Source organism: Burkholderia sp. Bmkn7, from assembly GCF_041103175.1.
GTDB classification, from domain to species: Bacteria; Pseudomonadota; Gammaproteobacteria; order Burkholderiales; family Burkholderiaceae; genus Burkholderia; species Burkholderia cepacia.
Window position 1 is genome coordinate 3,617,772 of record NZ_JBGCUH010000003.1, and the last position, 12,131, is coordinate 3,629,902.

Genomic DNA, 12,131 nt, shown 5'->3' on the forward strand with positions numbered 1-12,131 from the left:
CCCTGTTTCGCGTCGCATCGGCGAACACGGCCGGATGCGAGTCTTGCCGTGCGCGCGGCCACTGCGGGCCTCGCGATGCCGGGCAAGTAACGCGGGCTTGCGCCGGAGTTTTTCACCTTGTTCATAACTAGTATCAATATGACTAGTTATTTACGCACCTCCTTGTCACATCGGACTCTGCCCGATTTTCCACTCGAAACGTCACGCGTCCGGCCATCACTTGCCGATAGGCGCCCCTAGCCGGGCGCCCCTAGCCGGTCGCCCCTGTCCGAACCTCTTGCGCTCGGGTACGCTTGAGCATCCACCGGACCGACAGCTGCACCCAATCACGGAGGCACGATGAAGCTCTACTACTGGCCGAAGACCCGGGCATTCCGGGCGTTGTGGATGCTCGAAGAGCTCGGCGTGGTGTACGAACTCGTGCCGATCGACCTGCGCTCGCACGAACAGGGCAGCGACGCGTTCGTGCAGGTCAACCCGATGGCCAAGCTGCCCGCACTCGACGACGGCAGCGTGCCGTTCGCCGAATCGGGCGCCGTGCTGCTCTATCTTGCCGACCGCTGCCCGGGTGCCGGGCTCGGCATCGCGCCCGACGATCCGCTGCGCGGCCGCTTTCTCCAATGGATGTTCTTCACGCCGACCTGCCTCGAACCGGCGATGGCCGAAAAATTCACCGGCGCGTCGGGCAATCCGGTCGCATTCGGCTGGGGCAACATCACGCGCGTGCAACGCGCACTCGCGCAAGCGCTCGCCCATCATCCATGGCTCGTCGGCGACCGCTTCACCGCGGCCGACCTGCTGCTCGCCAGCACGCTGAAGATCGCATTCGACGCCCATCTGCTGCCGCACGAAGGCGTGCTCGGCGACTACGTCGCGCGCGCCGAGGACCGCGACGCGTTCCGCCGCGCGGCCGCGATCGAACAGCGCGAAGCGGCGCGCCTGCTGCATGCGTGACGCGTAGCGCGCGGGCGGTGCCGCCAGCCGCCCGCGCGCGTCCCTACGCGGCCGGGCCCGGCGCCGCCGCGTCGGCATCGACCACCGCGCCCGGCGAGCCTCGCTCGTCGGTATCGGTGTCGACCGGCACGACTTCATGAAAATGCGTGTAGTCGATGTGCGTGATGCCGTCTTCGTCGTGCATCAGGTCGACATAGCGGTGACGCCAGCGGATGTCGCCATGCACCCACGTGTGACGCGCCTGCATCACCTGCGCGGTCGTCTCGTCCGAGCCTTCGATCGTGATCAGCAACGACGCGTCGCGCGCGGCGAGCGATTCGGGCGTCTCGCCGAACAGCGCGCTCGATTCGTCGATCACGTGCATCAGGTTCCAGCCGAGCAGGAAAATCGGGTGCTCGCTGCGCACGAGCGGCAGGTCGTGGATCTTGCGCAGCGTGTAGCCCTCGTGCGTGCCCTCGATCCGCATCAGCCGCAATTTCGCCTGCGCCTCGGCAATCACGTTCTGGCGCGCGTTCGCGGCGCGCACCATCAGCGTCATCCTGCCGTTCAGCGGCCGGACGATCGCGTAGCGCGCGAACAGGATCTTCGCCTGCGGCCGCGAAAACCGCGCGAACACGAGCCCCGTGGCCAGCGCGATGCCCGACATCCCGATGAAGATCTCGAACGTCGCGACCAGGTGCGCATAGACGGTCTGCGGATGCATGTCGCCGTAGCCGACGGTCGCGAGCGTCTCGACGCTGAAGAAGAATGCGCCGCCGAACCCGGGCGGCGACTGGTTCGCGATCGACGCGTGGCCGAGCAGGTAGAGCGTTGCAAAGCCGCCGTTGAGCAGCAGGAACAGCACGGCGAGCGACAGGAAGAAAACGGGCCAGCTCACCGTCAGCGCGCGGTGATAGAGGTCGCGCCAGCCGAGCGGCGGCATCCCGTACGCGATGACCGGGCGTGTGCCCGACCAGATCTTGCGGCCACGGCCGCGGGAGGCTGGGGAGGACGAATCGACATTCATCGCGCGGGGCCGGAAGCAGGAAGGCGATGAGCGTAGCACGCGCGGCCGCGGCCGGGTATGCGTGCCGGTTCGGAATGGACGTCCGCCGCGCCGCCGGCCGCCCGGCACAAAAAAGCCGGCCGCGGAAGCGGCCGGCTGCGTCGTCAGCGTGCGGACAGGCGCGCGGTGTGCGCGGCGCTCACTTCCGGTCGACGATCACCTGGTCGAACGTGCCGCCGTCCGCGAAATGCGTCTTCTGCGCGTTCGCCCAGCTGCCGAAGACCTGCTCGACGCTGAACGTCTTCAGCGGCTTGAACTCGGCAGCATGCTTCTTCAGCACGTTCGCGTCGCGCGGGCGCAGATGGTGCTGCGCGATGATCTCCTGCGCTTCCGGCGTGTACAGGTAGTCGAGATACGCCTGCGCGACCTTGCGCGTGCCCTTCTTGTCGACGACCTTGTCGACGACGGCGACGGGCGGCTCCGCGAGGATGCTCGCCGACGGATACACGGCGTCGAACTGCGCGCCCGACGCACCGGTGTCCATCAGCGCGACTTCGTTCTCGAACGTGACCAGCACGTCGCCGATGCCGCGCTGCGTGAACGTCGTCGTCGCGCCCCGGCCGCCGGAGTCGAGCACCGGCACGTTGCGGAAGATCGCCTTCTCGAAGTCGATCGCCTGCTGGTCGGTCGCGCCCTTCTGCTTCTGGAAGCCCCATGCGGCGAGATACGCATATCGACCGTTGCCCGACGTCTTCGGGTTCGCGATGATCACCTGGACACCCGGCTTCGCGAGATCGCTCCAGTCCTTGATCGCCTTCGGGTTGCCCTTGCGCACCAGGAACACCATCGTGGTCGAGTACGGCGAGCTGTTGTCCGGGAAACGCGCACGCCAGTCCTTCGGCAGCAACTGGCCACGCTCGGCGAGCAGGTCGATGTCGTTCGGCTGGTTCATCGTCACGACGTCGGCCTGCAGCCCCTGCAGCACCGACAGCGCCTGCGCGCTCGACGCGCCGTGCGACTGCTTGATCGCGACCGTCTCGCCGGTCTTCTGCTTGTACGCGGCGGCAAAGCCCGTGTTGATGTCCTTGTACAGCTCGCGCGTCACGTCGTACGACACGTTCAGGATCGACGTGTCCGCGTGCGCGGCCGACGCCGCCACGACCAGCGCCGCCGCCGCGCCCGTGTGCAGCCAGCGGCCGATCCCCTTCATGCTTGCCATCGTGATATGCCCCGTTTCCAGTGGTGGTGAATGTGCGTGACGGCACGCGTACGCGCTGTCATCGAAACGTAAGCGGGCATTCTAGCGGCCGGGCGCGGCGCGCTTTCCAATCAGTCGTGGAAAGCAAATCTCGATTCCTGCTAAACGGCGGCAGACACTCGCGTGCGCATCGATTCCGGTGTTAAGATCGCCGCTCAGCCCATTCACGGTTCCTCCATGTCCGCTGCCCTGCGCTCGCTTCCGATCCTCGCCGCCGTCGCGGCAGGTGCGCGCGCGGCCGGGCTGAAACTGAAAAAACGACTCCTCGACTGACGGGGACGTCGCGTCCCGTCAGGCGAATGCCGGACGGGATGCCCGCAGGTCGTTTCATTCTCCTTGCACGCATGCCTCGCTCCGGCCCTCCGCCGGCGGAACGGTTCCTTCCCACTCCGTTTCCACCATGAGGCTTTGCATGAACACACGTTTCGAAGGTATCTGGCTGCCGATCATCACGCCGTTCCACCACGGCGAAGTCGACCATGCCGCGCTCGCGCGACTCGCGCGCCACTATGCGGGCGCGGGCATCGCGGGCTTCGTCGCGGGCGCGACGACGGGTGAAGGCGTGCTGCTCGACGCACGCGAACAGGACGCCGTGTTCGCGACGCTGCGCGACGCGGCGCCCGGACTGCCGATCGTCGTCGGGCTGACCGCGAGCGCGACGCATTTCGCGGCCGCGCGCGCGCGCGAACTCGCGACATTGCGGCCCGACGGGCTGCTCGTCACGCCGCCCGTGTACGTGCGGCCGACACAGGACGGCATCCGCCGCCACGTCGAGGTGATCGTCGACGCGGCCGACCTGCCGGTGCTCGTCTACAACATCCCGTACCGCACCGGCGTGAACGTCGAACTGGACACGCTGCAGGCGCTTGCGCGCGACCCGCGTGTCGCGGGCATCAAGGAATGCGGCGGCACGCTCGACCGGATGAACCGGCTCGTGCACGACACGCCGCTCGCGATCCTGTCCGGCGACGACAACCAGAACTTCGCGGCGATGTGCGCCGGTGCGCACGGCGCGATCGCGAGCAGCGCGCACGTGCTGCCCGAATGGCATGTGCGCATCCATGCGCTGCTGCGCGACGGCCGGCTCGCCGATGCGCGGCGCCTGTCGGTCGCGTTGCAGCCGCTCGTCGTGGCGCTGTTCGCGGAGCCGAATCCGGCACCGGTGAAGGCCGTGCTGGCCGCGCAAGGGTGGTGCGAGGACGGGTTGCGGCTGCCGTTCGTGCCGGCGAGCGAAGGGTTGCGGGAGCGGCTGGCCGCGCTCTGCGCGGAACTGGAAGCATCCACGCCAGCGGTCGCGACAGCGTAGGATTTCACGTCGAAAACTGTTTCAGACCGTTAGAATCCGCGACGCGCCATACTGCGAAAGATGGCCGTCCGCGGTGACGAGCAGCAGCGGTTCGCACCACGCCTGCGCGACGAGCAACCGGTCGAACGGATCGAAATGATAGTGAGGCAGATGGCGCACGGCCGCGCCATGCGCGATCCGAACGGGCAATTCGCGATATTTGTTCGTGTTGATCCTACCGACCAGACGATCCACATCGACGTCCAGCTTCCCCTTCCCGGCCTTGATCGCCACTTCCCAGATGCTCGCGCTGCTGACGAAGACTTCGTCTGCAGCACTGATCAGATTGCGAGCGCGAACGCTCAGTTTCGGATCATTCGCGACCGCCCAAAGAAAGATATGCGTATCGAACAGCAACCGCATTACTTCCCCATGAATGCAGCCAGCTCTTCGACGGAAAGCGGTGCATCAAAATCGTCGGCGATCCATATCTGCCCCTCGAGGGCACCGAATCGATGAATCGGCCTGAGCGGCACAAGCCGGACAGACTGCTTGCCGTCCTGCGTGATCACGACACGTTCGCCAGCGATCGCGGCGTCGAGAAGCCGCTGCAGATCGAGCGTGGCTTCGTGGAGATTTGCGACTTGCATGATGGGCTCCATTGGGTGACCCGTCATTGTTACGACATTCGCCCCGTTGCTCCAATAGGCCGAACGTATGCCCGTCGACAGATATCACGCCGCCAGCGCCGCCACCGCCCCCTCCGTCGCATCCCGCACCGCCTGCGTCACGATCCACGCAAGCCGGTCGACGGTCGGCGTCGCGGACGACGTGCGCCGCAGCAGGATCAACGGCAGGCTCGGCAACGCCGGCAATCCGAGCGAAGCCGCATCGAGCACGCGCACCGACGCGGGCAGTCCGTAATGCGAACGCACCGTCAGCCCGAGGCCGGCCGCCGCCGCGGCCCATAACCCGGCGAGACTCGGCGTCGTGAATGCAACGCGCCACGGCACGCCCGCGCGGTCGAGCGCATCGGTCGCGGCGCCGAAGAACCGGCACGGCCGGTCGAACACGACGAGCGGCAGCGCCTCGCCCGCGGCACGGCCGCCCGCCGAGGCGTGCACGGCAGCCGCCCCGACTTCCGCCCCAACTTCCGCCCCGACTTGCGCCCCTTCATCGGCCCCACCCGGCCCGCCGAACCCGCCCGCCCCCGCCGCCCCGACCCACTGCATCGGCACCTGCGCGATCACGTCGCTGTCGATACCCGGCCGCGACAGCAGCGCAGCCGACACCGGATCGCCCCACACCAGCGCGAGATCGAGCTGGTTCGCGTCGAGCCGGTCGAGCAGGTCGGCATTGCGCGCCACGCGCGCCTCGATCCTCACCTTCGGATGCGCGCGCGCAAACCGCCCGAGCACGTCGGGCAAAATCGCCTCGCCGAAATCCTCCTGCAACCCGACGCGCACCCAGCCGTCGAGATTGACGCCGCGCACGGCCGCGGCCGCCTCGTCGTTCAGCTCGATCATCCGCCGCGCATAACGCAGCATCGCGTCGCCGGCATCGGTCAGCGCAAGCCCGCGCCCGGATTTCACGAACAACGGCGTGCCGGCCTGCTCCTCGAGCTTGCGGATCTGCGCGCTCACCGCCGACGACGAGCGCGCGACGCGGTCGGCCGCCTTCGCGAAACTGCCGAGATCCACGCCCGCGACGAGGCTGCGCAGCGCCGCCACGTCGAAGTTGGGCCGGGCCAGCGCGGCATCGGCCAGCGCGAGCGACTCGCCGCCGCCGCGTGGAATGTCTTGTCCGGGCAATTCAACCATCCTGTTTTATCGAACGATTCATCAAGAACATTCCGATTTTCAGGATGAATGTAGGTCGCCAGACTGTGGATGTCAATTTCCAACCGGGCCTGCCGCCATGGATACCACCTGCATCGCCTCCCCCTCCTCGCCCGCCCGCGATGTGCGCGGCCCGGCCCATCGCTGGCGCGTGCTGGCCGCCGGCGTGGCCGCGAACATGAGCTTTTCGGCCGCCGCGGCCGGCATCCCGACCACCGCCGTGTGGATGCGCACGGCCTACCACCTCGACAACGGCGCACTCGGCCTCGTGCTCGGCGCGCTCGGCTTCGGCGTCGCGCTGTCCGAGCTGCCGTGGGGGATCGCCGCCGACCGCTTCGGCGATCGCCGCGTGCTGCTGACCGGGCTCGTCGCGACGGCCGCGATGCTCGCGCTGATGGTGTGCACGATCGTCCCGGGCGCGCACGCGGTGCCGCCGCTGGCGCGCGTCGTCGTGGCGATGTGCTGCGTCGGCCTGCTCGGCGGCAGCGTGAACGGATCGAGCGGACGCGCGGTGATGCGCTGGTTCGGCGAGCGCGAACGCGGGCTCGCGATGAGCATCCGCCAGACGGCCGTGCCGCTCGGCGGCGGTGTCGGCGCGGCGCTGCTGCCGTCGCTCGCGTCGCACCTGGGTTTCGCGGCGGTATTCGGTGCGCTGATGCTGCTGTGCGCCGGGTCGGCCGTGCTGACCTGGCGCTGGCTGCACGAACCGCCCGCCGAACCGGCTGTCGCACACGGCGCCGCGCATCGACCGGCCGCTCGGCCGCAGTCCGCGCATCCCGCGCGGCTCGCGCACGGCCCGCTCGCGAACGCCCGCGTGTGGCGCATCGTGCTCGGCATCGGCCTGCTGTGCGCGCCGCAGTTCGCGGTGCTCACGTTCGCGACGGTGTTCCTGCACGACTTCGGCCGGCTCGGCCTCGCCGGCATCAGCGCGGCGATGGTCGTGTTGCAGCTCGGCGCGATGGTGATGCGCGTCTGGAGCGGCCGCCATACCGACCGGCACGGCAACCGGCGCGCGTACCTGCGCGGCTCGGTGCTCGTCGCGGCCGGCTCGTTCACGCTGCTTGCCGCCGCGACGGCCGGCAGCCCGCACGTGCCGCTCGCCGCGATCGTCGCGATTCTGGTGTTCGCGGGCGTGTGCGTATCGGCGTGGCATGGCGTCGCGTACACGGAGCTCGCGACGCTCGCAGGTGCGAACCACGCGGGCACCGCGCTCGGGATGGCGAACACGGTCGTCTACCTCGGGCTGTTCGCAACGCCGCTCGCGATCCCGCCGCTGCTCGCCGTCAGTTCGTGGAGCATGGTCTGGCTCGCGGCCGCGCTGGTTGCCGGCGCGACCTATCCGCTGTTCGCCACGCGCTAGCGGCCCCCGCCACGGCGCCCGCACCTCGGTCAGGCCGCTTCGCGCGCCAGCGCGCGGCGCACGGCCGGCCGGTCGGCCTCGCGCTGCGCGTGCGCGGTCCATGCGGGGTGCCGCGCCATGTCGAGCCCGATCGCGACACCCCAGCGATACAGCACGAACAGGAACGGATCGACGATCGAATGCGCGCCCGGCTCGGCCCACGTGCGGCCGTCGGCGAGCGCGGCTTCGATCGTCTCGTTCGCGGCCTCGATCACGCCGCGCCCGTGCGTGCTGACTGCCCCGTGCAGCGCGGGATCGCCGATGAAGCGGCCCGGCCGCCACAGCGCACCGTAGCCGACGCCATGCACCCAGCCGACCAGCCAGGCGAGCCATTCGTGGCATCGCGCCTCGCGCAGCGGATCGCCGGGCGGCAGCAGTTGCGCGTCCGGATAACGGCGCGCGAGATACGTGAGGATCGCGGGCGTTTCGGTCAGCACGCGCGGCTCGCCCGGAATCGCGAGCACGGGCACGCGTGCCTTCGCGTTGATCGCGAGATAACGCGCTTCGAGGTTCTGCTGCTTCTGCACGGAGACGATCTCGACGTCGAAGGGCGCGCCGGTTTCCTCCAGCGCGATGTGAGCGGCGAGCGAGCAGGCGCCCGGCGAAAGATAGAGACGATATGCGTTCATGGTGGCGTGGCCCGACGGGACTGTGGAAGACGGAACCGAGTGTAGGAACGCGTGCATGCCCGCCGCAAACGATGAATTGTCGTGCTCGGGCATTAGTGCTACTAATACCCGCATGAAACGCATCCACCTTCCTCCGCTGCAGACGCTGCGCGCGTTCGAGACCGCCGTGCGGCTCCAGAGCTTCACGCGCGCGGCCGACGCGCTCGCGCTCACGCAAGGCGCCGTCAGCCAGCACATCCGCGCGCTCGAGGCGCAGCTCGGCTACCCGCTCTTCACGCGCGAGCGCAACGGCGCGACACCGACGCACGCCGCGCACGCGCTCGCGCTGCAGGTACGCCAGGGCCTCAGCGTGCTCGAGCGCGCGTTCGAGCCGGCCCTCGCCGCGCGCAGCCGCCCGCGCACCTGCGACGTCACGCTGAACGTCAGCGTGCTGCCGAGCGTCGCCGAACGCTGGCTCGCGCCGCGCCTGCCGCGCTTCTCGGCCGCGCATCCGCACATCGCGATCGCGCTGCACCCGGACGTGGCGCTCGCGCCGCTGCGCAAGCGCGACCGCATCGACGTCGCGCTGCGCTACGGGCCCGGCACGTGGCCGGGCGTAGTCGCCGAGAAGCTGATGAACGAGACGATCTTCGCGGTCGCGAGCCCCGCGTACCGCAATCGCGACGGCGTCGCACCGCGCGCGCCGGCCGATCTCGTGCGCGCCACGCTGCTGCGCCATCCCGCGCAGCCGTGGGAACCGTGGCTCCAGGCCGCGCGGCTCGACCTCACCGAATCCGCGCGCGCGCCGCGTTTCACCGATGCGAACGCGCTGATCGACGCAACGTTGAAAGGGCGCGGCGTCGCCCTCGCGCGCCGCTCGCTGATCGATCCCGAGCTCGCGGACGGCACGCTCGTGCGCGTATCGTCGGTACGCGTGACCGACGTGTATGCGCACTACGTCGTGTGGCGCCCCGGCCATCCGCACGAATCGGCGATCCGAACCTGGCTCGACTGGCTGCGCAGCGAGGTGCGGCGCCGCACGCCGCGGCGCTGACGCAACGCGACCGGTTGCTCGCGTTCATCGTCGACGGTCAGGCTGCCTTGGACGCGCTCATGCATCGCATCGTGCGCCCGGGTAAAAGTGCCCGGCTCGCAACGTCCACCGGGAGATATTGCGCGCCCGCCACGCCATGCAAGCGGATGGTCAGGATATCGAAAGCATTCCGCGATCACGCGCCGGTCGCAAACGATTCACCGAAACGTCGCATCGCACCGGCATACTCGAAAACGTTTCCCGATCAGCCTGCCAGGAGAGAAGTCATGCGTCGCGTTTCCGCCGTCGTCGTTTTTTGTGCCGCCGCTTTCGTCGCCGCCTGCAGCGACGACGCGCCGCACGACGCACACACGACCGACGCGTCCCAACAGGCCGGCGCATCGGCCGGCTCCGCCAGCGCATTCAACCACGATGCAACCGCGAACGCCGCCGCATCCGATGCCGCGCCGCTCGCGCCGCCCGTCGTGCACTACCCGCCCGATGACGACGACGACGCGAAACCCACGGCGAACGCGGCCGCGTCGAGTGCCGCCGCGTCGTCGCCGGGCTGATCCCGCCGCTTCCGTCCCCCGACCGCAGAACCGAGGTGAAATAACATGACGTCATCGAGCCGCCGCCGTTTCCTGCATACCATCGCACAATCCGCGGGCGCCGCCGTCGCGCTCAACGCCTTCCCCGAATCGATCCGCCGCGCGCTGGCGATTCCCGCCGCGCACGGCACCGGCACGATCCGCGATGTCGAGCACATCGTCGTGTTCATGCAGGAAAACCGCTCGTTCGATCATTATTTCGGACACCTGCGCGGTGTGCGCGGCTACAACGACCGCTTCCCGATCCCGCTGCCGAACGGCAAGCCGGTGTGGTACCAGCCGTCGAAGGCCGACCCGGGCAAGCCGGTGCTGCCGTTCCGGCTGAACACGCTGACGACGAGCGCGCAGTGCGTCGGCGACCTCGACCACTCGTGGTACAAGACGCACGCGGCGATCGACGGCGGCCGGTACGACCAGTGGCCCGCGAACAAGACCGACATGACGATGGGCTATCACGTGCGCGAGGACATCCCGTTCCATTACGCGCTCGCCGATGCATTCACCGTGTGCGACAACTATTTCTGCTCGCTGCCGGGGCCGACGCACCCGAACCGGTCGTACCTGATGACGGGCACCGTCGACCCGACCGGCAAGTTCGGCGGCCCGCTGCTCGACAACAGCGACTATGTCGACGGCGACGGGCCGCCCGCCTACCAGCTGCTGTCGTGGACGACCTTTCCCGAACGCCTGGAAGCGCGCGGCGTGTCGTGGCAGATCTACCAGCAGGGCACGACGGGCAACGACCCGTACAACGGCAACTACGGCACGAACGTGCTGCAGAACTTCGCGAATTTCGTCAACGCGAAGCCCGGTTCGTCGCTGTACCAGCGCGCGCAGACGGTGCGCACGCTCGACGACCTGAAGAACGACGTGATCAACGACCGGCTGCCGCAGGTGTCGTGGCTGTGCCCGCCGGCGGCATTCTCCGAGCATCCGAAATACACGCCCGCGTACGGCGCGAACTACACGTCGCAGATTCTCGACGCGCTCACGTCGAACCCGGACGTATGGCGCAAGACGGTGCTGTTCATCATGTACGACGAGAACGACGGCTTCTTCGACCACATCGTGCCGCCTCAGCCGCCGACGTCGGCCGCGCAAGGCGCGTCGACCGTGACGACCGACGGCGAGCTGCACACGGTCGTGAACCCCGGCCGCGGCGGCAGCTACACGGCCGACGGCCTGCCGTACGGCCTCGGGCCGCGCGTGCCGATGACGGTCGTGTCGCCGTGGACGAAGGGCGGCTTCGTGTGCTCGCAGGTGTTCGACCACACGTCGGTGATCCGCTTCATCGGCGAGCGTTTCGGCGTCGACGAACCGAACATCACACCGTGGCGCCGCACGGTCTGCGGCGACCTCACCGCCGCATTCGATTTCCGCTCGTCCGACGCGTCGTTTCCGCCGCTGCCCGACACGAGCCAGTACCGCTCGATCGCCGACCAGCAGTGCACGTCACAGCCCGCGCCGACCGTGCCCGCGACGCCGTCGCCGGTCGACCCGCAGGAGCCCGGCGTGCGGCCGGCGCGTGCGCTGCCGTACGAGCTGCACGTGAACGCCAGCCTTGACGGCAGGACGCGGCTGCGCATCGAATTCGCGAACCGCGGCAACCAGGGCGCGCACTTCCACGTGTACGCGACGAACCGCACCGACGGCCCGTGGCGCTACACCGTCGGCGCACGCCGCATGCTGCATGCGGACTTCGACCTGACGGCGACGAACGGTGCGTACACGTTCTCGGTGTACGGGCCGAACGGCTTCGTGCGTGTGTTCTCGGGCAACGTGTCGACCACGGCCACCCATCGCAATCCGGCGCAGCCGGAAGTGAAGGCCGGCTACGACGTCGCGAACGGGAACCTGTACCTGAAGCTGCGCAACCCCGGCGGGGCACACGTCACGCTGACGCTGACCGACAACGCGTACGGCGCGCCGTCGCGGCAGGTGACGCTGCATGGCGGTGACGAACGCGTCGAGCAGTGGTCGCTCGCGGCGAGCCACCAATGGTATGACGTGACGGTGAGCGACGGCGCGGCCGGCACGTTCTCGCGCCGTTTCGCGGGCCACGTCGAAAACGGCCGGCCGAGCTATTCGGATCCGGCGGCGGTGCGGCCCGTGTCCGCGGCATAAGCGCGACGGCACGGCGTGGCGCGGCACCCGCCGCGC

13 protein-coding genes are annotated in these 12,131 nt (G+C 69.0%); 7 read left to right on the forward strand and 6 right to left on the reverse strand.

Features of this window, described 5'->3' with window-relative positions; genetic code table 11:
- The first annotated feature begins 339 nt into the window (after nt 1-339).
- Nucleotides 340-954: a glutathione S-transferase family protein gene (locus AB3K92_RS38425; RefSeq protein ID WP_021157423.1), complete on the forward strand. Its 615-nt coding sequence runs from the start codon at nt 340-342 to the stop codon at nt 952-954.
- A gap of 43 nt (nt 955-997) precedes the next feature.
- Here the strand turns inward: AB3K92_RS38425 and AB3K92_RS38430 are convergent, their stop codons facing one another.
- Both AB3K92_RS38430 and AB3K92_RS38435 read right to left on the reverse strand, forming a co-directional pair.
- A complete protein-coding gene (locus AB3K92_RS38430; RefSeq protein ID WP_059818182.1) occupies nt 998-1,960 on the reverse strand; it encodes an ion channel in 963 nt (320 codons plus the stop codon).
- A gap of 178 nt (nt 1,961-2,138) precedes the next feature.
- The gene (locus tag AB3K92_RS38435; protein ID WP_048026803.1) at nt 2,139-3,158 is read right to left on the reverse strand and encodes a sulfate ABC transporter substrate-binding protein; all 1,020 of its coding nucleotides are present in this window, start codon (nt 3,156-3,158) and stop codon (nt 2,139-2,141) included.
- 162 nt (nt 3,159-3,320) lie between these two features.
- On the opposite strand from AB3K92_RS38435, the gene AB3K92_RS38440 reads away from it, so the two are divergent.
- Both AB3K92_RS38440 and dapA read left to right on the forward strand, forming a co-directional pair.
- On the forward strand, nt 3,321-3,470 hold the full coding sequence (locus AB3K92_RS38440; RefSeq protein WP_021157426.1) for a hypothetical protein: 150 nt from the start codon (nt 3,321-3,323) through the stop codon (nt 3,468-3,470).
- Nucleotides 3,471-3,609: 139 nt separating this feature from the next.
- Nucleotides 3,610-4,503 (forward strand): 4-hydroxy-tetrahydrodipicolinate synthase, encoded by an 894-nt coding sequence (dapA, locus tag AB3K92_RS38445; RefSeq protein WP_369466841.1) that lies wholly within the window; start codon nt 3,610-3,612, stop codon nt 4,501-4,503.
- 21 nt (nt 4,504-4,524) lie between these two features.
- Here dapA and AB3K92_RS38450 read toward each other — a convergent pair whose 3' ends face one another.
- From AB3K92_RS38450 to AB3K92_RS38460, 3 genes are all read right to left on the reverse strand, one after another.
- Complete coding sequence (locus AB3K92_RS38450) at nt 4,525-4,905, reverse strand: type II toxin-antitoxin system VapC family toxin (RefSeq protein WP_059490443.1); 381 nt, start codon at nt 4,903-4,905, stop codon at nt 4,525-4,527.
- Nucleotides 4,905-5,132, reverse strand: coding sequence for a type II toxin-antitoxin system Phd/YefM family antitoxin (locus tag AB3K92_RS38455; RefSeq protein WP_059490500.1), 228 nt, complete (start codon nt 5,130-5,132; stop codon nt 4,905-4,907). Before AB3K92_RS38455 ends, AB3K92_RS38450 begins: the two co-directional genes overlap by 1 nt.
- Nucleotides 5,133-5,216: 84 nt before the next feature.
- Nucleotides 5,217-6,302: a LysR substrate-binding domain-containing protein gene (locus tag AB3K92_RS38460; protein WP_369466842.1), complete on the reverse strand. Its 1,086-nt coding sequence runs from the start codon at nt 6,300-6,302 to the stop codon at nt 5,217-5,219.
- A gap of 97 nt (nt 6,303-6,399) precedes the next feature.
- Between AB3K92_RS38460 and AB3K92_RS38465 the strand changes: the two genes are divergently transcribed.
- Nucleotides 6,400-7,680: an MFS transporter gene (locus AB3K92_RS38465; RefSeq protein ID WP_369466843.1), complete on the forward strand. Its 1,281-nt coding sequence runs from the start codon at nt 6,400-6,402 to the stop codon at nt 7,678-7,680.
- Between the two features lie 29 nt (nt 7,681-7,709).
- On the opposite strand, the gene AB3K92_RS38470 is transcribed toward AB3K92_RS38465, so the two are convergent.
- A complete protein-coding gene (locus tag AB3K92_RS38470) occupies nt 7,710-8,348 on the reverse strand; it encodes a glutathione S-transferase family protein (RefSeq protein ID WP_060051668.1) in 639 nt (212 codons plus the stop codon).
- Nucleotides 8,349-8,460: 112 nt separating this feature from the next.
- Here AB3K92_RS38470 and AB3K92_RS38475 point away from each other — a divergent pair, with 112 nt between their 5' ends.
- The 3 genes from AB3K92_RS38475 (at nt 8,461) to AB3K92_RS38485 (ending at nt 12,095) form a co-directional block, all read left to right on the forward strand.
- The gene (locus tag AB3K92_RS38475) at nt 8,461-9,381 is read left to right on the forward strand and encodes a LysR substrate-binding domain-containing protein (RefSeq protein ID WP_369466844.1); all 921 of its coding nucleotides are present in this window, start codon (nt 8,461-8,463) and stop codon (nt 9,379-9,381) included.
- Between the two features lie 266 nt (nt 9,382-9,647).
- Nucleotides 9,648-9,932: a hypothetical protein gene (locus AB3K92_RS38480; RefSeq protein WP_059492024.1), complete on the forward strand. Its 285-nt coding sequence runs from the start codon at nt 9,648-9,650 to the stop codon at nt 9,930-9,932.
- Nucleotides 9,933-9,977: 45 nt separating this feature from the next.
- Nucleotides 9,978-12,095, forward strand: a complete 2,118-nt coding sequence (locus tag AB3K92_RS38485; RefSeq protein WP_369466845.1) for a phosphocholine-specific phospholipase C — start codon at nt 9,978-9,980, stop codon at nt 12,093-12,095.
- The last annotated feature ends 36 nt before the right edge of the window (nt 12,096-12,131 follow it).